The 22,474-nt window shown below is 41.3% G+C and carries 22 protein-coding genes; all 22 read left to right on the top strand.

Annotated features, from left to right (window positions below):
- Positions 1-5 precede the first annotated feature (5 nt).
- The 22 genes from rplR to V7R39_RS11985 all read left to right on the top strand — a co-directional run bounded on the left by rplR (position 6) and on the right by V7R39_RS11985 (position 22,467).
- Positions 6-359, top strand: coding sequence for a 50S ribosomal protein L18 (gene rplR / locus V7R39_RS12090; RefSeq protein WP_032094986.1), 354 nt, complete (start codon positions 6-8; stop codon positions 357-359).
- A 9-nt stretch (positions 360-368) separates the two neighbouring features.
- The gene (gene rpsE / locus V7R39_RS12085) at positions 369-869 is read left to right on the top strand and encodes a 30S ribosomal protein S5 (protein WP_032094889.1); all 501 of its coding nucleotides are present in this window, start codon (positions 369-371) and stop codon (positions 867-869) included.
- Between the two features lie 6 nt (positions 870-875).
- Positions 876-1,055: a 50S ribosomal protein L30 gene (gene rpmD, locus V7R39_RS12080; RefSeq protein WP_032094888.1), complete on the top strand. Its 180-nt coding sequence runs from the start codon at positions 876-878 to the stop codon at positions 1,053-1,055.
- Positions 1,056-1,059: 4 nt separating this feature from the next.
- On the top strand, positions 1,060-1,494 hold the full coding sequence (gene rplO, locus V7R39_RS12075) for a 50S ribosomal protein L15 (RefSeq protein ID WP_032094887.1): 435 nt from the start codon (positions 1,060-1,062) through the stop codon (positions 1,492-1,494).
- A gap of 5 nt (positions 1,495-1,499) precedes the next feature.
- A complete protein-coding gene (gene secY, locus V7R39_RS12070; RefSeq protein ID WP_032094886.1) occupies positions 1,500-2,819 on the top strand; it encodes a preprotein translocase subunit SecY in 1,320 nt (439 codons plus the stop codon).
- A gap of 37 nt (positions 2,820-2,856) precedes the next feature.
- Positions 2,857-2,970 (top strand): 50S ribosomal protein L36, encoded by a 114-nt coding sequence (gene rpmJ, locus V7R39_RS12065; protein WP_013786217.1) that lies wholly within the window; start codon positions 2,857-2,859, stop codon positions 2,968-2,970.
- A 174-nt stretch (positions 2,971-3,144) separates the two neighbouring features.
- Complete coding sequence (gene rpsM, locus V7R39_RS12060; RefSeq protein ID WP_032094885.1) at positions 3,145-3,501, top strand: 30S ribosomal protein S13; 357 nt, start codon at positions 3,145-3,147, stop codon at positions 3,499-3,501.
- A gap of 14 nt (positions 3,502-3,515) precedes the next feature.
- On the top strand, positions 3,516-3,908 hold the full coding sequence (gene rpsK, locus V7R39_RS12055; protein ID WP_013786215.1) for a 30S ribosomal protein S11: 393 nt from the start codon (positions 3,516-3,518) through the stop codon (positions 3,906-3,908).
- 24 nt (positions 3,909-3,932) lie between these two features.
- Positions 3,933-4,553, top strand: a complete 621-nt coding sequence (gene rpsD, locus V7R39_RS12050; protein WP_032094884.1) for a 30S ribosomal protein S4 — start codon at positions 3,933-3,935, stop codon at positions 4,551-4,553.
- Between the two features lie 19 nt (positions 4,554-4,572).
- Positions 4,573-5,562, top strand: a complete 990-nt coding sequence (locus V7R39_RS12045; RefSeq protein WP_032094883.1) for a DNA-directed RNA polymerase subunit alpha — start codon at positions 4,573-4,575, stop codon at positions 5,560-5,562.
- A 41-nt stretch (positions 5,563-5,603) separates the two neighbouring features.
- Complete coding sequence (gene rplQ / locus V7R39_RS12040) at positions 5,604-6,005, top strand: 50S ribosomal protein L17 (protein ID WP_032094882.1); 402 nt, start codon at positions 5,604-5,606, stop codon at positions 6,003-6,005.
- Positions 6,006-6,279: 274 nt separating this feature from the next.
- Entirely contained in the window at positions 6,280-6,831 is a 552-nt protein-coding gene (locus V7R39_RS12035; protein WP_334030945.1) for a flagellin, read from the top strand.
- 209 nt (positions 6,832-7,040) lie between these two features.
- Positions 7,041-8,501: a phosphomannomutase CpsG gene (locus V7R39_RS12030; protein ID WP_334030943.1), complete on the top strand. Its 1,461-nt coding sequence runs from the start codon at positions 7,041-7,043 to the stop codon at positions 8,499-8,501.
- Between the two features lie 193 nt (positions 8,502-8,694).
- A complete protein-coding gene (locus V7R39_RS12025; protein WP_334030941.1) occupies positions 8,695-10,101 on the top strand; it encodes a mannose-1-phosphate guanylyltransferase/mannose-6-phosphate isomerase in 1,407 nt (468 codons plus the stop codon).
- A 646-nt stretch (positions 10,102-10,747) separates the two neighbouring features.
- On the top strand, positions 10,748-12,112 hold the full coding sequence (locus tag V7R39_RS12020) for a hypothetical protein (protein ID WP_334030939.1): 1,365 nt from the start codon (positions 10,748-10,750) through the stop codon (positions 12,110-12,112).
- Positions 12,105-14,090, top strand: coding sequence for a hypothetical protein (locus V7R39_RS12015; protein WP_334030937.1), 1,986 nt, complete (start codon positions 12,105-12,107; stop codon positions 14,088-14,090). Before V7R39_RS12020 ends, V7R39_RS12015 begins: the two co-directional genes overlap by 8 nt.
- Before the next feature lies 1 nt (position 14,091).
- Positions 14,092-15,633, top strand: a complete 1,542-nt coding sequence (locus V7R39_RS12010; RefSeq protein ID WP_334030936.1) for a glycosyltransferase family 2 protein — start codon at positions 14,092-14,094, stop codon at positions 15,631-15,633.
- Positions 15,630-16,322 (top strand): hypothetical protein, encoded by a 693-nt coding sequence (locus V7R39_RS12005; RefSeq protein WP_334030935.1) that lies wholly within the window; start codon positions 15,630-15,632, stop codon positions 16,320-16,322. Before V7R39_RS12010 ends, V7R39_RS12005 begins: the two co-directional genes overlap by 4 nt.
- A gap of 12 nt (positions 16,323-16,334) precedes the next feature.
- Positions 16,335-17,984, top strand: coding sequence for a hypothetical protein (locus V7R39_RS12000; RefSeq protein ID WP_334030933.1), 1,650 nt, complete (start codon positions 16,335-16,337; stop codon positions 17,982-17,984).
- Positions 17,985-18,052: 68 nt separating this feature from the next.
- Positions 18,053-19,183, top strand: coding sequence for a DUF2264 domain-containing protein (locus V7R39_RS11995; RefSeq protein ID WP_334030931.1), 1,131 nt, complete (start codon positions 18,053-18,055; stop codon positions 19,181-19,183).
- A 160-nt stretch (positions 19,184-19,343) separates the two neighbouring features.
- Positions 19,344-20,042: a glycosyl transferase family 1 gene (locus V7R39_RS11990; protein ID WP_334030929.1), complete on the top strand. Its 699-nt coding sequence runs from the start codon at positions 19,344-19,346 to the stop codon at positions 20,040-20,042.
- A gap of 58 nt (positions 20,043-20,100) precedes the next feature.
- Positions 20,101-22,467: a glycosyltransferase gene (locus V7R39_RS11985; protein ID WP_334030928.1), complete on the top strand. Its 2,367-nt coding sequence runs from the start codon at positions 20,101-20,103 to the stop codon at positions 22,465-22,467.
- Positions 22,468-22,474: the final 7 nt, after the last annotated feature.

The raw sequence follows: 22,474 nt of genomic DNA, 5'->3' as shown, positions 1-22,474 counted from the left end.
ATACGATGGATAAGAAAACAGCTCGCATTCGTCGCGCAACTCGCGCACGAGCAAAAATTCGTGAACTGGCCGCGCATCGCTTGGTTATTAACCGCACACCTCGCCACATATACGCTCAGCTTATCGCCCCGTGCGGTTCTGAAGTATTAGCGGCGGCTTCAACTGTTGAAAAGGATCTTGCAAAGGATCTTAAATCTACAGGTAACGCTGAAGCAGCGACGGTAGTCGGAAAAGCAATCGCAGAGCGCGCTATTGAGAAAGGCATTAAAGCAGTGGCTTTCGATCGTAGTGGCTTCCAATACCACGGTCGCGTTAAAGCATTAGCTGATGCAGCTCGCGAAGCTGGTCTTCAGTTCTAGGAGTTTATAATGGCTAAACAAGACGTTCAGAACGGTGAACTGTTAGAGAAATTGATTGCCGTTAACCGCGTATCTAAAGTGGTTAAAGGTGGTCGTATCTTTAGTTTCACTGCATTGACAGTAGTGGGTGACGGTAACGGTCGCGTAGGTTTCGGTTATGGTAAGGCACGTGAAGTTCCTGCTGCAATCCAGAAAGCTATGGAAAAGGCACGTCGCAACATGGTTGACGTTGACCTAAATGGCAATACGTTACAGCACCCTATTAAAGGTCGTCACTCTGGCTCTAAAGTTTACATGCAGCCTGCATCAGAAGGTACCGGTATCATCGCCGGCGGTGCAATGCGTGCAGTACTTGAAGTAGCTGGCGTACAAAACGTACTTTCAAAATGTTACGGCTCTACAAACCCAATCAACGTTGTTCGTGCAACAATCAACGCGCTGACAGAGATGAATTCTCCAGCGAAAGTTGCTGCGAAACGTGGATTGTCTGTAGATGAAATTTTGGGGTAATCAGACATGGCAACGATTAAAGTAAAGCAAACTAAAAGTGCTATCGGCAGACTGCCTAAGCACAAAGCTACGCTTAAAGGCTTAGGTCTTCGTAAGATCAACCATGTTCGTGAACTGGAAGATACCCCAGCCGTACGTGGCATGGTCCACCGTGTTCATTACATGGTCGAGATAGTGGAGGAGTAAGAAAATGCGTTTAAATACTATTGCTCCTGCACCAGGGGCTCATAAATCTGGTAAGCGTACTGGTCGAGGCATCGGCTCAGGTCTTGGTAAAACGAGTGGTGTAGGCCACAAAGGTCAAAAAAGCCGTTCAGGTGGCCGCGTTAAGCCAGGATTCGAAGGTGGTCAGATGCCTTTACAGCGTCGTCTTCCGAAATTCGGTTTCACTTCACGCAAGAGCTTTGTTACTGATCAAGTAACGCTTGCAGAAATCGCAAAAGTAGACGGTGATACAGTTTCTCTTGAAACTTTGAAAGCAGCAGGTCTTGTTAAGAAAGAAATGTTGTTTGTAAAAGTAGTTAAGAGCGGTGAGTTATCACGTGCTGTTACAGTAAGCGGTTTAAAGGTTACTAAAGGCGCTAAAGAAGCGATTGAAGCTGCTGGCGGTAAAGTAGAGGAATAAGCTAGATGGCTAAACCAGGATTGGATTCAGGCGCTAAAAGCGGCTTGAGTGAGCTTAAAGCAAGATTGTTGTTCGTACTTGGTGCGATTGTTGTTTTCAGATTGGGTTCTTATGTTCCTATTCCGGGCATCGATCCAGCTGTACTTGCTGACTTGTTCGAGCAACAGAAAGGCACCATTGTAGAAATGTTTAACATGTTCTCTGGTGGTGCGCTTGAGCGTGCATCCGTTCTGGCTTTGGGCATTATGCCATACATTACTGCATCCATTATTATGCAGTTGCTCTCGGTGGTTCACCCACCGATGGTAGAGCTTAAAAAAGAAGGCGAAGCAGGCCGTCGTAAAATCAGTCAGTACACACGTTATCTAACGCTTGTACTTGCTATTTTCCAGTCGATAGGAATATCGACTGGCCTGCCAAACCTAATTAATGGATTGGTATTGAACCCTGGCTTCGGATTCTACTTTACAGCGGTAGTGAGCTTGGTCACAGGGACTATGTTCCTTATGTGGTTGGGTGAGCAAATTACTGAACGAGGTATCGGCAACGGTATTTCTATCTTGATTTTTGCTGGTATTGTTGCAGGTTTACCTACAGCAATCGGTCAAACGGCAGAGCAAGCAAGGCAGGGCGACATTAACTTGTTATTCCTCCTGTTGATTGCTGTGATTGTTATTGCGCTTACATACCTTGTGGTATTTGTTGAGCGCGGACAACGCAGAATTGTGGTAAACTACGCAAAACGTCAGCAAGGCCGTCAGGTATTTGCAGCGCAGAGCACGCATTTACCGCTGAAGGTCAACATTGCTGGTGTAATTCCACCAATCTTTGCTTCCAGCATTATTCTGTTCCCAGGAACTATCGCAGGATGGTTCGGTCAGAATGAATCAACAGCATGGTTGCAGGACGTAGCGTTAATGCTATCTCCAGGTCAACCGCTGTACGTAATGTTATATGCAGCAGCTATTATCTTTTTCTGCTTCTTCTACACGGCGTTGGTTTTCAACCCGCGTGATACAGCAGATAACTTGAAGAAGTCTGGTGCGTTTATCCCTGGCATCCGCCCGGGTGAACAAACATCGCGTTATATTGATAAGGTAATGACTCGCCTCACACTGGCTGGCGCACTATACATAACCTTTATTTGTTTGGTGCCTGAATTCATGCTAATTGCCTGGAATGTTCCGTTCTACTTCGGTGGTACGTCGCTTCTAATCATAGTAGTGGTTATCATGGACTTTATGGCACAGGTGCAGACGCATTTGATGAGTAGTCAATATGAGTCTGTTCTGAAGAAAGCTAATCTTAAAGGCTACGGCCGTTAAGTTAGCCCCTTAATATTAAAGATAGGGGAGTGATGTAATGAAAGTTCGTGCATCAGTTAAAAAGATTTGCCGTAACTGTAAAGTTATCAAGCGCAACGGCGTTGTGCGTGTAATTTGTACAGAGCCAAAGCATAAGCAAAGGCAAGGTTAATCTAAGCGGTACAGAATACTTGCAAAGCTACTAAGCAGAATCCGAAGCATACTTATCGGGTTCTGCTAGTTTTGTTTATAGGTGTTTTGAACCTTTATTTGCAATTTGGTCGACGGATGAGTATCCTATCGGGCTTTTTAGGTCGTCGACAAATAAACAAGAGGAGTGCTGTTAATGGCCCGTATCGCTGGCATTAACATTCCTGAGCACAAGCATGCTGTAGTCGCTATCCAAGCGATTTATGGTGTAGGCCTCACACGTGCGAAAAGCATTTGTGCAGGTGCTGGTGTTGCAGAAGATACAAAAATCAAAGAGCTAGACGAAGCGACTATCGATAAGCTTCGTGACGAAGTGGCGAAATTTACTGTTGAAGGTGATTTACGTCGTGAAGTCTCTATGAGCATCAAACGTTTGATGGACCTGGGTTGCTTCCGTGGTATTCGCCACCGTCGTAGCTTGCCTCTACGTGGTCAGCGCACTAAAACTAATGCGCGTACCCGTAAAGGTCCTCGTAAGCCAATTAAGAAGTAAGCGGGGAGTAAGTTATGGCAAAAGCACCAGCTCGTAGTACGCGTAAGCGCGCTAAACGTCAGGTTGCAGACGGTATGGCTCATATCCATGCGTCTTTCAACAACACAATTGTGACTATTACAGACCGTCAAGGCAATGCACTAGCATGGGCGACATCTGGTGGTTCAGGTTTCCGTGGTTCACGTAAATCTACCCCATTTGCTGCGCAGGTAGCTGCTGAGCGTGCAGGTGTAGCTGCACAAGAATACGGTCTTAAGAACCTAGAAGTGTTCGTAAAAGGTCCAGGTCCAGGCCGTGAGTCTGCGATCCGTGCTCTTAACGCTACTGGTTATAAGATCACAAATATTACCGATGTGACACCTATTCCTCACAACGGTTGTCGTCCACCGAAAAAACGTCGCGTTTAATCGACGGACAGTTGGAGAAAGATCATGGCAAGATATTTGGGTCCAAAACTCAAACTTAGCCGTCGCGAAGGAACTGACTTGTTCCTTAAAAGCGGCGTTCGCGCAATCGATTCTAAATGTAAGATCGATACAGCGCCTGGTCAGCATGGTGCCCGTCGTGGCCGTTTGTCTGACTACGGTGTTCAGCTGCGTGAGAAACAAAAAGTTCGTCGTATGTTCGGCGTACTGGAAAAGCAATTCCGCAACTACTATAAAGAAGCTGCGCGTCTAAAAGGCAACACAGGTGAAAACTTGCTACAGCTTTTAGAGCAGCGTCTAGACAACGTGGTTTATCGTATGGGATTTGCTAGTACACGTGCTGAAGCACGTCAGCTAGTAAGCCACAAGGCGATCATGGTAAATGGTCAAGTTGTGAACATTCCATCGTTTAACGTTTCTGCCGAAGACGTGGTTTCTGTTCGTGAGAAAGCGAAAAAGCAAGCGCGTATCGTTGCTGCTTTAGAACTGGCTGACCAACGTGAGAAGCCAACCTGGATTGAAGTAGACAGCACTAAAATGGAAGGCACTTTCAAGCGCGTTCCAGAAAGAACTGATTTGTCTGCTGAAATTAACGAACAGTTGATCGTCGAACTTTACTCTAAGTAAAGCCAACTAAAGAGGAAGCATTGTGGGTTCTGTGACTGAATTCCTAAAACCGAGATTAGTAGAGATCGAAAACGTTTCTCCTACTCGTGCCAAAGTAACTTTGGAACCACTAGAGCGCGGCTTTGGCCATACTCTAGGTAACGCCCTACGTCGTATATTACTGTCATCTATGCCAGGATGTGCAGTTACCGAGGTAGAAATTGATGGCGTTCTTCACGAGTACAGCACCAAAGAAGGTGTACAAGAAGACGTTATCGAAATCTTGCTAAATCTTAAAGGTTTAGCGGTTCGCCTTGAAGGTAAAACTGAGGCAACCCTAACTCTAGTGAAATCTGGCGCTGGCCCTGTTGTTGCTGGTGATATTCAGCATGATGGCGACGTAGAAATTGTTAACCCTGATCACTTAATTTGTACTTTAACAGGCGAAGCTGAAATCAGCATGCGCGTTAAAGTAGAAATGGGTCGCGGTTATGTACCAGCTTCTACCCGTCGCTCCTCTGAAGAAGATGATCGTCCAATTGGTCGTTTGTTAGTTGATGCTTCATACAGCCCAGTAGAGCGTATTGCGTACACTGTTGAGTCTGCCCGTGTTGAACAACGCACAGACTTAGACAAACTAATCATCGACATGGAAACTAACGGCACTTTAGATCCTGAAGAAGCGATCCGCCGTTCTGCTACCATTCTTGCTGAACAGCTTGATGCATTCGTAGACTTACGTGATGTATCTGAGCCTGAAGCGAAAGAAGAGAAGCCGGAATTCGATCCGATTCTACTTCGCCCAGTTGATGACCTAGAGTTAACAGTACGTTCTGCTAACTGCTTAAAAGCAGAAGCTATCCAGTACATTGGTGACCTGGTACAGCGCACTGAGGTTGAGCTACTTAAAACGCCTAACCTTGGTAAGAAATCGCTAACTGAAATCAAAGATGTTCTAGCATCTCGTGGTTTGTCTCTAGGCATGCGCCTAGAAAACTGGCCGCCAGAGAGCATCGCTGAAAAAGATTAATCAGGTTTTTATCAAACTGATTTGTAGAGAAGGATAAAACTATGCGCCATCGTAAGAGTGGTCGTCAGTTGAATCGCAACAGCAGCCATCGTCAAGCTATGTTCAAAAACATGGCCGGTTCTTTGGTCAAGCACGAAGTGATCAAAACTACGTTACCAAAAGCGAAAGAATTACGTCGCGTAATCGAGCCACTAATCACTATGGCTAAAGAAGACAGCGTTGCAAACCGCCGTCTAGCTTTTGCCCGTACAGGTGATAAAGAGGTCGTAGGTAAACTGTTTAACGAGCTTGGTCCTCGTTACGAAGCACGCCCAGGCGGTTACACTCGCATTTTAAAATGTGGTTTCCGTGCTGGCGACAATGCCCCAATGGCATATGTTGAGCTAGTTGACCGTCCAGTTGTTGAAGCTGAAGAAGAAGTAGTAGAAGCAACTGAAGAGTAAGTAATACTCGAAAAGAAAAAGGGTCAGAACGAAAGTTCTGACCCTTTTTTTTATCAAAAATAAAATAGGGTCAGAACCAAGTTTACACGTAAGGCCTAAAAGGCTCAAGCCACATAAAATTAAAACTAAACCAACGTGTCTCGTCAAGGTTCTTCACGCCACTAAAACTCCCTCACTTCATCTTCTGAAGCGCCTTATTACTAGCGGTAGCGATACAATAGATGGAAACGTTATTTCATTCAGCGGCGATCAAAACGGCGCAACCCCGCCAAACTTGAACGAATTTTTAACAATTTCAAGTAACTCACAACCGCTGGTCATTTCAGTTATCGGGAGCGGAGTTTTCAATGTTACCGCCACATGGGATTCACTAGGCGGTGGGGATGAACGGGCGTTTAGTTTAGGGCCAGCGTATATCACTGCCACTAATAGGCTGGGTAAGGGCACCGAATACATAGAAGTAACAAAAACACCCGCTACGCTGGAAGACTTAAGTTTAGAGAGCACTTCTATCAACAGCGAACAAAATGCTGAAGCTGCCCTTAGTCAAATTGATGCCGCTTTAAACACAGTGAGTGATAGCCGTGCTTTTTACGGCGCGAAACTCAATCAGATGACATCAGCCTTAAACGTAAACGCCATTGCCAATGAGAATATCAGCGCAGCACGCTCACGAATTACCGATACTGATTTCGCAGCAGAGACAGCTTCACTCACACAAAGTCAAATTGTAGAACAAGCGAGTATTAGCGTGCGGGCTCAGGCTCAGTCGAGCGAAAATCAAGTATTAGGCCTACTAAACGGTATTGCAGAACAAACAGCATAAATGGGGTTAGGTCCACACTACTCATAAATAGGGTCACAACAACATTTATTGTTTCATTAATCACTGAGCCAGTTATTCGTTAGCAAACTTAAAACTGAGAACATAATTCGCATAGTAATATTATTCTCTAAGTGATTTAATATACGCCTTAACCACTAGTATTCGTGGAAAAACTTACTCCCACCCGATAAAGGAATAGAGACCCAGCAATGGCCAACCCAATTACCTGTTTTAAAGCGTACGATATTCGTGGCGAACTTAACTCTCAATTAACCGAAGAAGTGGCTTACCGTATTGGTTATGCATTTGCAGAAGAACTCGATGCTAAAACCGTAGTAGTGGGCAGCGATGTTCGTTTAACCTCTACACCATTAAAATTAGCACTAAGTGCGGGTTTAATTGATGCAGGCGCAAACGTAACTGATATCGGTATGGCGGGAACAGAAGAAATTTATTTTGCCACAAAACACCTTGGCGTAGATGGCGGTATAGAAGTAACAGCCAGTCATAACCCCATCAACTATAACGGCATGAAGCTTGTAAAAGCGGGCTCTATTCCTATTAGTGGCGATACCGGCCTTAATGCGATTAAAGAGCGTGCCGAAGCATTAAGCGATAAATTTGTAAACGGCAGATTGGTGCATTACTTCAACAATGAAACCGTAGACGCTGACGCGTTCTTCAATGGCAAAGCGCAAATACACAAAGACTTGCTATCAAGCACTGGCCAATATGAAGAAGGCTCTTGTATGAGCAATTACGTAGAGCACATGCTTTCTTACGTAAACTTAGATAACTTCACTTCGCTTAAAGTGGTAGTTAATGCAGGTAATGGCTCCGCCGGCCCAGCGTTAGATGCGATTGAAAAGGCCATGCTTGCTAACAACGTACCTATCGAATTTATTAAGGTGCATCACAACGCTGACGGCACCTTCCCAAATGGTATTCCTAATCCACTGCTACCAGAGAATCGCGCAGACACGGCCGATGCAGTAAAAGCGTCAGGCGCCGATTTTGGTATTGCGTGGGATGGCGACTTCGACCGCTGCTTTTTATTCGATGCCGACGGTGAGTTTATAGAAGGCTATTACATAGTAGGGCTACTTGCCGAAGCGTTTATTGAAAAGAATACCGACAGCAAAATCATTTACGACCCGCGCGTATACTGGAACACAGAAGATATTGTGGCTAATGCAGGCGGCACACCTATTAAATCTAAAACAGGCCATGCTTTTATTAAAGAGCGTATGCGCAAAGAAGACGCCGTATATGGAGGTGAAATGAGTGCTCACCATTACTTCCGAGATTTTGCCTATTGCGATTCAGGTATGATCCCCTGGTTACTCATAGCGGAGCTTGTGTGCGTGAAAAAACAAACCTTAGCCAGCATGGTAAAAGAGCGTATAAAAGCGTTTCCTTCTTCAGGTGAAATCAACAGCAAGCTTAACGATGCCGATGCTGCACTAGAGCGTGTAATCAGCAAATATCAACCGCTAGCAAGCGTTGTTGATACTACCGATGGTTTTGGGCTAGAATTTGGCACATGGCGCTTTAACCTGCGTAAATCGAACACCGAGCCAGTAATTCGCCTAAACGTAGAAAGTAAAGGCGATATACCGCTAATGGAAGAAAAAACTAAAGAAGTACTTGCGCTTATTCGTGCCGAGTAAATCTTTTCGGCCATGCAGTGCTTAACTAAAAAGGGGCGTGAGTGAAAACTCAAGCCCCCTTTTTTATTAATTGCTACTCCAACCTATCATTTCCACATTTGCCATTTCATCGTAATACAAACCTTTGTATACTCCTCAAATACGTTCAAGTTTCAGGAAGTGGGTACATCACCCACACATAAAGGATATTACAATGAAACCAGTAGTATTAGCTGGCGGCTCAGGCAGCCGTTTATGGCCAAAATCTCGTGCCGCACTTCCAAAGCAGTTTTTGTCGTTAACATCAGACAGCACCATGCTGCAAGACACCATAACCCGCTTAAATGGCACGAAAGCTCAAAGCCCCATTTTCATTTGTAACGATGCACACCGCTTTTTAGTGGCAGAGCAGCTTCGCCAAAAAGATATCCATCACGGTGGCATTTTACTTGAGCCTGTTGGTAGAAACACTGCCCCCGCTATTGCGCTTGCCGCCCTTCATGCAATTAAAAATAACGAAGATCCAGTGCTACTTGTACTAGCAGCAGACCACCTTATTCAAGATAACCAAGCCTTTCATAACGCTATTGAAAAAGCAGAGAAGCTGGCAGAAGAAGGCAAGCTAGTAACCTTCGGTATAGTGCCTGACCAACCCCACACCGGTTATGGCTATATTAAAGCAGGCAGCGAATTAGGTGATGGGTTTGAAGTAGCCGAGTTTGTTGAAAAGCCAGAACTGGCAACAGCCAAAGAATATGTAGATTCCGGAAGTTATTTTTGGAATAGCGGCATGTTTATGTTCAAGGCTAGCCGTTACTTAGAAGAGCTCGCCAAATACAACCCTGAAATGCTGGATGTATGTAAGCGCGCCATCGATACCGAAACGCCCGATTTAGACTTTATTCGCGTAGATCACGATATATTTGCAACCTGCCCAGACGACTCTATCGACTACACCGTAATGGAAAAAACCGATAGCGCCGCCATGGTACCGCTAGATGCAGGCTGGAGCGACGTAGGCAGTTGGACATCCCTATGGGAAACGGCTGAAAAAGACGATAACGGCAACGCGACCGTTGGCGACACTATCTTAGAAAACACGAAAAACAGTTATGTGAACGCAGAACAGCGTTTGGTCTCTGTGATCGGGCTAGAAGACGTAATAGTTGTAGAAACCAAAGACGCCGTAATGGTGGCCCACAAAGACGACGCACAAAGCATTAAAACAGTAGTAAACAAACTTAAAGCCGAAAAGCGCCCAGAGTTTGAATTCCATCGCGAAGTATTCCGCCCGTGGGGAAGCTACGACTCTATAGACAATGGTGATAGGTTCCAGGTAAAACGCATTACCGTTAAGCCAGGTGAAAAGCTTTCAGTTCAAATGCACCATCACCGCGCAGAGCACTGGATTGTAGTATCGGGTAGTGCCAACGTCACCATTGATGAAAAGACTACATTGGTTACAGAGAACCAATCCGTTTACATTCCTATTGGTGCAGTTCATGCACTTGAAAATCCAGGAAAGATAGCACTAGAGCTAATTGAAGTTCAGTCTGGTGCATATTTGGGTGAAGACGACATTGTCAGGTTCTCTGATAGGTATGGGCGTGTAGCGAAGTGATTTAGAAATTTCTTCTTTGATTAACGGTACTAAGCTACGAAGGTAGAGAGACTTGTGCAATTGAATTACTTACTGTGGGGTAAGCTGTAAGTTGATTGGAGCACGTTGGGTGTTTTATACAGCTATTAAAGCAAAATGGTGATGAACAAGCGTATGCGGGCGTGATGCATGCTTTAAATGTGCAAAAATAAATCTAACGACATTGGCGCTAAAATAAATGACCGTATGCTAGAGCGCTTGAAGGTAGACTGCTTGCAAATCTTTGACACTGAGTAGCTTCATACACCGCAACTTTTACGCAGATTCAAATTGTAGAGCAAGCAACTATTTTCTTGCGAGCATAAGCAAAATCGAATAAATAGTATATTTTAGGTTTGTTGAACTTGAAAGAATAAAAATAGTCCAATTTGGGTTTCCTCCTGCATTCTAGAGTCTTCCACTGAGTGATATTTGCTTAGATAAACACAGATACTAGTGTTCTATGCATTTTTACACATACCATTGTAATTACTTGTACTAAAAGTTTACAATTGGTGTGCTGATGAAATGAATCTATAGCGTAACAGCACAAGAAAAATATCTGCACTTCTCCCTGCGACAAAAGTTCGGTCGTTGTCAGAAATTTTGCAATTTAAGAGTAAATTAAATGGAAAAGCTTTTACTACCATCAACATTAACTTTTGATGTTCCAAATATCGATGTTATGTTTATGGAAAATGTTTCAGTAAACATGGAAGAAACAACATATTATAAAGTTCTGCCATTCGAAGGTTGTCTTTTCTATTCTATCTTGAATAACCGCTCGCTAGCAGAAATCGAAGAAATTTGGTGCGATTACACGGAAGCCCTGTATTCCCTCTATAAAGCTAACTCTTATCAAGTGAGACTCGAATCTCTCGATTTTGAACAGCAAATCTTGAAAAAAGGTCCAGTGAAGCTTGCAGGGATAAGCGTCTTATTAGCGAAAACCTATTCGTCGCCAGAACTTAGTAGAGCTTCCAACTTATTCAATACTATTGTAAAGCAAAATACAAAAACTGATTATCTGGAATTTCGAACCTTCATTGTAAACTCTGACTGGTTTGAAGATATAGACTCAGTTAAGACTGAAAGCAAGCAGCAGATAGACTCACTTCTACGAGAGCTTGAGAACCTTCAGCTTAAACATGAAGTCTTGTATGACAAAAGTTTACAGAGCTCTACAGAACTTGAAACCTTGAAGCTACAAAAGGTTGAACTGGAAAAGAAAGTTAAGTGGCTCCGTGCCAAAAATTCGGAATCCGAATTATCTGCGGCGAAGCATCTAGAGGATTTGCAAAAAGAATTAGAAAATACGAAAAAGCTTAACGAAGAACTCCAAGTTAAAGATGAGCAAGCTCAATTGGCCTTGTCAGAGGCAAATAAGAAGGAAGCGTACCTAAGAAGAAAGATAGAAGAGCTAGAGAGTAGCGTGAAGGCTAAAAGTATATCAATCACTCGGCTGGAGGCTACAATTGAGGAGCTCGGTAAAGACTCAAGGTCTGTTAGTATTCAGTTAGATAGAGAACGCAAAAACAATGAAAGTTTGAGGCGACAACTGGATTTGAAAGAGATAGTAATCTTGAATGCAAGAGGCGCATTACGCTCTTTTGAAAATAACAAAGCATTGAAGGCTTCAAAATCTCTTAAATCAATATTCTCAAAAGTTTTAAATAATTCTGAGGGAGAGTTGAAGGCTAATATTCGACTCTTAGAAGATTCAGCATTGTTCAACAAAGAGTGGTATTTGCAGAATTATCCAGATTTTCAGAAGACCCATGAAACACCAGAAGAACATTACCTCACTCTCGGTTACCTTGAAGGTAAACAACCAAGTGAGCACTTTGATGGTCTTTCCTATCTAAAAGCTTACCCTGATGTTGCAGAGCAAGGCGTAAACCCACTAATCCATTATTTAAAGTGTGGTAAGAAGGAAGGACGGGTTTACCAAAGTAACTTATTAGAATTAAATGATGGCAATAAAAATGGCTAACAACCTTCTAGAGTTAGAGAACGTAATCTGGTTGGGTTGTGGTGATTGCTCTATCAATAAAAAGTTAACGTTATATTGTGAAAATCTACTTCTGGTAGATGCTTTCGAAGCCGCAGTTTATAACCCGTTGAGTGAGAATGTAGTTGCGTCTCAGGTCTATAGAAAAAATTCTTTTGTCGCAGAATCACAAACCAAAAAGTTCCATCTGATTTCACCCTCTAAGTTTTCAACGAGCGTTGAACTGGAGAGGGTGTTTCAAATATTACCGGGTTGCAAACATCTAGAAACCCTTGAGATGGCGCCTAAGGGGATCTCAGAAATAATTAACGAATCGGGTTTAGAATTTGAAACTTATTCGAACTGCTTAATCATCGACTTCGATGGTTTGAGCACGGCCCTCCTCACAAACTTTTTTGAAAGCCCTATAAGTAATAAATTCTTGTACATCGTAGTGCGGCTCTCAAGGGCGGAAGGAGCAAAAAGTAAACCTTATCACTATGTGAACCTGATGCGGTCATTTGGTTTCAGTGTTGCTGAATTACTCGAAGAAGATTTCGGTACCCTTTATTTTTTCAGTAAAGAACAATATCAACTTGCAGTAGAAGCACTTGAGTCTAGTGAAAAGTTTGAAAAAATTAATAAATTAGAGAAAGGCCTTTACACGCTTATCGGGCGGGCTGAGGAGATATCAGAAAAGAGTTCAAACTATTTTGAAACTTTAATAGAAAATTCAAAAGACAACGTAGAGCGTATCAATCGTGTTGAAAATAGTTTAAATAAACTCTTCTCTAAAGTTGATAGAATGGCAGACTCAACTTCGAGCTCTTTAATTAGTTTGACTGAAAAAATAAAAGAAAACGGTAAGAGTACAGTTGAAGTTGAGAGGGGCTTAAGTGTTCTCGCGGTGCAAGCTGATTTAATTAAAAACTCAACGTCAGAGACACTAAGTGAGCTTGCTGAAATCGTAAAACAAAATAATGCCCATTTAGATAGGGTTGAGAAAGGCTTGAGCGCACTTGCATTGCGGGCTGATGAAATGAAGGACTCAACCTCAAACTCGTTCATTAGTTTAGAGAAAAGCTCAACAGTAAAATTTGAGCAGATGGATGAAGCATGGCGGGGCGTTAGTGAACTTTTAACAGATGTAAATACGTTACTAAACACTAATTCAACCTCCCTAAGTAGTCTAGTCGAAGACTCAAAAATCAATTTTGAAAGCCTGCCAAGTGTCATAAGAGAAGAGCTACTCTCAAACAATAAGGCACTAAGTCAAAGTATTGATATCATTGTTAAGGGTAGAGCGGCTAACGTAGTTACCCAGTTAGAAGCGTACGATACTATTAAGCGTTTTCTGCAGTATGGTGTTATTCCAGTTCATTTTCATGGTTGGCCAGTGAGTCCAGACATAGGTGTACGCCTTATCGACATGATAACCACTCAAAAATTCGATTTGATCATTGAATTCGGCAGTGGAACATCTACCTTGATCATGAGTAGTGCTCTTGCCAAGACAAGCTCAAATCAAAGTCGTTTTGTAAGCTTCGATCATCTGGAAAAATATTATAACAGCACTTTGACCATGCTCAAAAAGCATGGTGTTGAAGAGTTTGTAGATTTATGTCACGCGCCACTTAGTAATTATGAGGCGGCTGGCACTAAGTATATGCACTACGCGTGTGAGAAGAAACTCAAAGAAGTGTATGACGAAATCAAGCCTGCGAATGTCCTTGTACTTGTAGACGGACCACCTGGCTCGACAAACAGACATGCTCGTTATCCAGCGTTTCCCAAAATAATGAATATCTTTAAGCAGTCGAACTTAACTGTATTCATGGATGATTATGCAAGAATTGATGAAAAGGAGTGCGTGGAAATGTGGGAGAAAGATGCTGTATTTTATGAGAGACCTTTTAATGTAACGTCGTTGTCGGCGGAAAAAGGCTTGGCAATTATAAAAGTTGGAAAAAGAGAAGTTTAAAGTGAATAAATCAGTGACAGTTCTGAATTTGCTTGAAAAGGTAAAGAAATACGGACAAGACTTCGGAGCTCTTGGGTATTTATTAAATCACTACACCAAAGAGAATTTGTTACAACAGGCGGAATCCGTACTAAATGGTTTTGAGCCTAAAGTGGCCAAATATATCAATATTGAAACTTTAGCCTACGAGCTGTGCAGAGGGCCTTTAGCTCAAGAGAAAAAAAATTTACTGAAGTATATGGATGGACTTCGCTTTGTACAAATGTCAGAGACATACTTGAACCAAGTAAAGTCATTCGCTATTAACTTCACTAATTTAGATAAAGATGAGAAAAATCATTTTGCTAAGCATGTGAGAAACGCGTTTATGCTAAGCCAAGATGAAGAGTTGCTTGAGGTTGTGCGGGCTAACCACTCCTCAGTTCTATCAATGCTTTCGATACCAACCAAAATATCTAACAATCTCACAAAGTTCTCTTCGGCTGACTTCTCGCAAAAAGAGCAGATAAATAACGTTATATTCGATAATTTCGACAATAAAGATTTTTTAAGAAATCTAAACCTTGACTCATATCACCATTTGCAGCACAAATTCGGGCTAGGGCTGAACAAAGCGAGACTTGAAAACCGTGAAAATTACCTTACAGCATTAAACGGTTTACTATCACACTATAATTTGTCGAAAGTTGTGTCGTTAGAACTCAATGATAACGTTTTGGATTCGTTAGTTTTTGAGCGACCAAGCAATAAAAGAGGTCCGTTGGTCTCAGTCATAATGTCATGCTTTAACTCGGAAAAAACGGTTGGATATGCTATTCGTTCGCTATTGAATCAAAGCTACCAAGATATCGAAATTTTAGTGTGCGATGACAAGAGCGATGATGAATCTTTGAACATTATTAAGTCGCTAGCGCTTATAGACAAGCGTGTAAGGGTTTTCTCATCAAAGGATAATCAAGGTACTTACAATATAAGAAATGCACTAATTCCTCTTTGTAAAGGAGAGTACATCACATTTCAAGATGCAGATGATGTTGCTATTCCCCACCGAATCGAGCGACAAATAGTTGATTTAGAATTCTCTGACTCGCTCGTAACTAGTTGTCGTTGGATAAGAATTTCACCAGAGGGTGAACTGATATTTTTTCCAGACGGATTGATCAATAGGTTTTGTGTAGTGTCTACAATGGTAAAAAAGGAAGTTTTTAGTATATTGCCGAAATTTAGACAATCCCTTGTTGCAGCTGATACAGAATTCCATGAATTATGCTTGTTTATGCTTGGTGCCGAAAACGTTAGAGTGATAGATGAACCGCTGATTCTAGGGTTGTGGGGAGATGGTTCTTTAACAAAGCGCCCTGGCTTGGCTGCTGAAAATACTGGTTCTGTAGCACCTAGGCGCAGAGCTTATTCAGATATTGCGGCGAGACAAAGGGTCATAGGTAGTCAAATAATTTCTGACGAAGACGTCGACAATGTTCTACGAGAACAGGGAATATATAGAGAATACTGCGGTGTTGAGATTGAAGGAGAGCCGATATGATTATTGCATGTATGTGTACTTTTCCGGCGCGAGGAGAATCGATTTTACCTGCAATTGATTCCCTTTATAACCAAGTTGATAAAATACGGCTATGTCTTAATGAGTACACTGAAATTCCTTCTTTCCTGGATAAATATGAAAAGTTAGATGCAATAATTCCAGATACCGATCAAAGAGATGTAGGGAAGTTTTTAGACATCGATGCAGATGATGAAGATATTATTTTGTATGTTGATGATGACATTATTTATCCAGAAAATTATGCATCGGTGATGTGTCAAAAATTAGTGGAAAATGATAGTGCTGTATATGGGCTTCATGGTGTTATTTATCCAGATGCCTATGATGGAGACGTAGGCTTGAGAAGAGTTTTTTCATTCCCTAGGGCTTTAGACAAAGATAGGCTAGTCAATCAAATTGGTACAGGTACTGTCGCCGTAAAAGCTAAAAACAGGCCAAATCATAGTTTTATGAGAGGCTCGCAGAAGTTTGTAGATGTCAGATTTGCTGTGCACTGCATGCGAAGTAAGTTACCTATAGTATGTATTTCTCGTTCCGAAAACTGGTTACAAGAAATAAAGCATGGTGAATCTATATTTTCTTCTTTTACCAAAAAATGGCCGGTCGACGTGAGTGTTGAAGTTCAAGAAATTACTGGCTATTCCCGCTTATTCTACATGCCCAACTAATATAGAGTTTTTATGTATCCACAAAATAGTTTCGTTTTTTCTAAAAGCGATGTGAACGAGGCATTACAGTCTCAACTTTATGGTTATGCCTTGACTGACACCGCAGTTATTTTTGGCACTAAAGGGCTGCAAAGTTATTTGTTGAAGTCTGGTTCAATTAATATCCGAGAGGGAAGATTTGCAGGAGTTTTTGTAGATACAGATAATGTTATTATCAGAGCTGATAATACTGGCCAAGAACTCATCTACTATTATACAAATGGTGATGATTGGAGTGTATCGAATTCCTTTTATTACTTAGTTGCAGAGGTCAAAAAAAGGCATTCATTGAATTTATATGAGCCTTCAGTTGAAGCGTTTCATCTTAAAAGAGGGACTCATATCGGTGAGCAACTAATTTCTCACAATACTTGTGTCGAAGAAATAAAAGTTTTACCTGTTAATGCGCATTTACGAATATGCCGGAAGAGTAAACAGTTGCATATACACACTATTTCTTATGAAGAGCATTTTGAACTGAATGATCCGTCTGCTAAATACGAAGAGATCTTGTCAAATGCCATTAGTAAGGGTGTGGGTATTCTCTCTGCCATTAAAAAACATTTTGCCAATTTGAACCTATTTCTTTCTGGGGGCTATGATAGTAGGTTAGTTTTAGGCTTACTAACAGCAGACGGAAAACCAAACGACTCTCTAAATGTGATGAGTCATATTCACAAAAAGGAAGATTTTGTCGTCGCGGAAAGGTTAACAAAAAGGCTTGGTCTAAAGCTAAATCAACCTACCAAGATTGATAGAGAGTTTGGTATCTCTAGCAGCGAGTCTCTTCGAATGTATCTCGCTAGTTGTGGCTCGACATACTTGCCAATGTACCCGGTCAGTGCATATCGCCAATTCAAAAGGTTCAATGTTAGGCTGACGGGAGATCAGCCCACAGGCTGGAGTCATTTTGCTGGAAACGCTAAATTTAATGGTACTGCACATAAAATTCGCGCTGATATTATTGATGAAATGAAAACGAGAGTGCACGGTGCAGCAGTAGCTGACGATTTCATGTCCACATTCGATGTACTAGATGTTGACCCAAAGTCGCCATTCGCAATGCTCGCTCACTATAGCGCTATTCGTGCACGCTTTCACTGTGGGCGAAATTGGTACAAATCGCAAGGTTCTGACTTCTTGTTTACCCCTTTAATGCAGACAGAATTTATTCAGCTGGATTTTTTAAATGCTAATAATGGTTTCGAGCCTAAAAAAGTATTTGCTGATTTCTTTTCTGCTTTTGGTAACTGGGCTTTAGAAGAGCCATTCGAAACTCCAGATCGAGCATTTTCTACTGAACTAATAAAACTTGCTCAGAAGATGAGAATAAGTCCTGATTTTTCAAAAGAATATGTTGTGTATGGCATGCCTTACATTGAAGACTTTGAAAGTGACTTTTTAGGAGTCAATCTAAATATAAGTAACGATCATGAAGAAATTAAGGACATTCTAGAGACTCTCTATTATCGAGCGAATAGAGCGAAAGGGTTGAAGTTGTTTCAAGAAGATGACTTGAGGCTCTGTAAAAGTGAGATAAATAAAAGAGGTAGCTTGAGTCACAACTACCGCAAAACAACTCATCTTATTAGTACAGAGATTTTGATGAGTTTGATTCAATGACGCTCTTTAATCAATGTCCATTTCTAAGCATGGCGACGCTCGCGTTTTAAAGGGGCTAAGAAAAAAGTATGTTTTCAACGCACGAAAGTTGGTTATCGCAAGCAAAAGCAAGTTTTAGTTTACCTTTGAAAAGCTTGGTTAATGGGACTTATATTCATGATATGCCTATTTACGGTAGTGACTCATCTGAACGCTATAAAAAATGCACTCATTTAGAATTTCTCGCGCGAACCTTATCAGGTATTGCGCCAATGATAGAGAACGGGTTAAGCGACAAATTGGGCATTTCGATAAATGAAATCCAAAAAGCAGTAGAAAATGCTTGCAACCCTAAATCGAATACATACTTGAATTTTAGCGAAGGTTTCCAACCGTTAGTAGACGCTTCTTTTTTAGCATTAGCACTGCTTCGTAGTAAAAATCGACTCTGGCAAAAAATGTCTGACGATGGCAAGCGTAACGTGATTAATAGTCTCAAGTTAACTCGAAAGATCAAGCCACACTATAATAATTGGTTATTATTCTCTGCACTAATTGAAGCATTTCTTTATTCTGTTGGGGAAGAGTATGATGCTATGCGGATTGATTATGCTTTAAGACAGCATGAGCAATGGTATTTATCCGACGGTATATATTCTGATGGACCTCATCATAGGACAGACTACTATAATAGCATTGTAATACATCCCTTCATTTTAGAAATTGTAGAAGCCGTGAAAGGCGTCAATGGAGAGTGGGACAGGATGTCGCTGAAGTTTTTGACTCGAGCGCAACGTTATTCCGAAACATTAGAGCGTATGATTTCACCAAATGGTACCTTCCCTCTGATTGGGCGCAGTTTAGCTTATCGTGCGGGGGTTTTTCACATACTGAGCCTCCTCGCTTTAAAAGGATTACTTCCAAGTTCTTTGCCGCCAAACTTAGTCAGGTGCGCATTGACTGCAGTAATAGAGCAAACTCTGGAAAGTAGCGCAAACTACGATCAAAATGGTTGGTTAAAGATAGGTCTGAATGGTATTCAACCATCAATAGGAGAGAAGTACATTTCCACTGGAAGTTTATATTTGACATCAACTATTTTTTTACCGTTAGGGTTAGCTAGAGACAGTGAATACTGGAGCGCCCCTAATTTGGACTGGACACAGAGAAGGCTCTGGTGGCACAAGGAAGATATAAAAGCTGACAAGGCTGAGATTTGATTTCATTTCATTTAATTTAGTTGCTTACTGTTTACTCTAAAACTGCTAAACGACTTGTTTCATTTTAACTGTATTACATCCAGCTAATTTGTTACTTTGAAACTTTAGCTATTTTTGATGTCTTTTTGCTACTCCTCGATAACACTTGCGAACAAGAATTATGAGACTAAGAATTAACCCAGACAAAAATTTATCTTTAACGACAAAAGAAATTGAGGAAATCAATTCTTTGTTTAGAAAAAATGGACTAGGACATTTGAAGCTAGAGTCTGAGAATTCAAATAGCGGTCAGGAACTACAATCCGTTTTCACAACGGAAGTATTACTTCAAAATATCACAAGCCTTCAAGTAGATGCCTTGGCATCAGAAGATCAATTGACTAGCATTAAAGAGCGAAATGACTACTTAGAAGAAAAAGTAAGTTGGCTTAGAAATAAAGCGGATGAAAGGAGTTTCAAACCTTCAAAAGTAAAGCCTGAATCTAACTTTTCGCAAAGTGATTCAAGTTTATCGTCAGCGTTAATTAAAGTGATTAATGCGATGGAATCCGAAACGAGTCGAAGAATAGGTTTATCAATCTCTAAATCTAAACGTGCAAGAAAAGATAAAACCTTGATAACGAAAAGTGAGTATTTCGATATGGAGTACGTAGCTAGTCAATTAAAACAGTTAGGCCTTCATGTAAAAGACCCCGTAGAGTTTTTCGTTTCTTTTGGAGCAGAGCTTGAGCTTTCACCTTCTGAAAAGTTTGATGCTAAATCATACCTTGCGATGAATCCTGACGTCAAAAACTCGGGCATTAATCCTCTTCTTCATTATATAAAACATGGTAAAGCCGAAGGCCGAGTTCTTATATAGTAAGTTCAGGCATTTTTTATCAAGCACCCCAGATATAACGAACCATGGAGATAATATAGTGGTTAATGACGTGCTGCTTTCAGCCAACAAAGCGTTTTCAGAACAAAACTTTAGCGATGCACGCGCCATGTATGAAGGGTGCTTCCCATCGAATGTAAAAGAACTTGCAAACATCTTAGTGGGTAAACCTGTTTTAAAGCATGTTTATAGAAACTATTTATATTCGCTAGCCTTCGAGGGGGATATAGATTACGTAGAACGCCTGATGTATGAGTACAAAGCAGCAGACCCGCACGATACAATTATAACCACTACAAAAGGTCTTCCAGCGCTGGATAGTCATCAAGATTCCCCGCTACTAAGCATAATTGTACCTATCCATAACTCTGGCCAATATTTAGATTTCTGTATTCAATCTATACGTGAACAAGAATTTGCTGACTTTGAACTCATATTAATCAATGATGGGTCAACAGACTCCTCTGCGGAGATTATTGAGCGCCATGCAGCGGAAGACTCTCGAATTATAGTGTTAACTAATCTTCAATCATCCGGAAACCCAGGCACGCCTAGAAATCAGGCATTGTCTATAGCAAAAGGCGTCTATGTTGGTTTTGTCGATAGCGATGATTGGATCAATAGAGATTTTTACTCAGAATTAATGAGTATGGCGCTAGAAAGTAATGCCGATATCGCCTTTACTGGTGGGTTTAATAATCATGAAGCAAGCGGAAGGGTAAGTAAGCGAACCTATACCGCAGAAGGGTTTGACGACCCGAATAGCTCAAGATTTAAAACCCATGATAGTTTTATGATATGGGATAAAGTGTTTAAGCGCTCAATGTTAGAAATGTTCAATATTCGCTTGGGCGAAACAAAAGCTGCTGTAGATGTACCTTTTGTATTCGCAGCTTATTACTATGCTGCCAACGTTGTTTTTAACGATGAATTCATTGGTTACAACTACAGACGCGAGTCAGAATCATCAGTAACGGTAGCTCATCGTAAGAATTCGAACTGTGAATTTGAGTTTCAGGCGTTCTCGAATGTAAGAGCATGGGCTAATGAGAACAACGTTGCCGATTATTACTACGCAACTATAGATACTAAGCTTGTGAGCTCGCTGATGTATACATTAAAGATGGTGAGCGATGAATATTTTGATGGCGTTTTTGCAAAAGTAAAATCACTTTTTACAGACGTGGATGCGGTTTCATTTAAAGACTATTGCGTGCAGAATCAAAAATGGTGGCTATACAAAGAGTTTTTGAAAGTACGCGATCATAGCGCAAAGGATGTGCAAGCATATCTTAAAGAGAAAGAAGAAGCCGTTAAAGCAAAGACAGTCGAACAATTAATTACGCCTCGCTACCAGCTTGAAGGAAAAAACGCGGGCATCATGTTTTTTCCTTGTTGGTTAACAAATAATCCATATCAAAAACTATTCTATCAAGCATTGAATGAAAATTTTGACTTAGCAATTGAAGGCTATGATCAAAAAGGTCTTCGCAAAGAGCTAATCGACAGAAAAAAAGGCAAATTTAAGTATATTCACCTTCACTGGTTACATAACTTTTTTGACTTTGAAGATCCATCTGTACTCTCGAACACTTTAGAAGCGTTGAGTTACGCAAAACAAAATGGTTTTAAGGTTATATATACTGCACATAACATCTGCTCGCACGACTCTGAAAACGCCGAAGACGAAAAACGTTATAGAGAGCAGATACTTTCGTTTGTAGACCACTCGCTAGCACACGGTGAAGTAGCAAAACAGCGCCTAATAACAGAGTTTGAGGTGCCTGAAGATAGTATCGAAATTGTTCCTCACGGTACCTATGGTGATTTCTACGGCGAGAAGATAGATAAAATTCAAGCGAAAGAGAAGTTCGGCATCCCAGCACAATCTACTGTTTTCCTATTTTTTGGAAATATAAAAGGTTATAAAGGCATATTTAACCTTCTGTCTCGCTTCAATAATCTCCGTGAAAAGCGTGATGATATTTACCTTATAATAGCAGGGCGAGTGTTAGACCAAGAGCTTATGCCGGAGCTAACTAAACAAACGATAGATGCAAATATTCAGTTTAGGCCAGGCTTCGTCCAAAATGATGAGGTTATAGATTACTTTTCCAGTGCTGATTTGTGCGTTTTGCCTTATGAACAAGTTTTAACTTCTGGAGCGGCAATGCTCAGTGTGACTATGTGTTGCCCAGTTCTCGCTCCTTCAATTGGAATTCTTCCTGAGGTGATTAATCCAGAAATCGGTCTCTTGTTTGATTCTTTTGATGATATGCAAGATCAAATGGAAAGGACCGCCAATGGGGAAGTCAGCCTCTCTAAAGCTCAACAATTTGATAAAGCGCTAGACATTTATGATTGGACAAACTTGGTTAAAAGAATCAGTTTTCTTCTTAGTAATTAGTCACTAG

Origin of the sequence: Alteromonas sp. P256, assembly GCF_036864455.1 — a bacterium.
Classification (GTDB): Bacteria; Pseudomonadota; Gammaproteobacteria; order Enterobacterales; family Alteromonadaceae; genus Alteromonas.
Note: the sequence above shows the minus strand (reverse complement) of the source record. Positions and strands in the feature narration are given on the sequence as shown.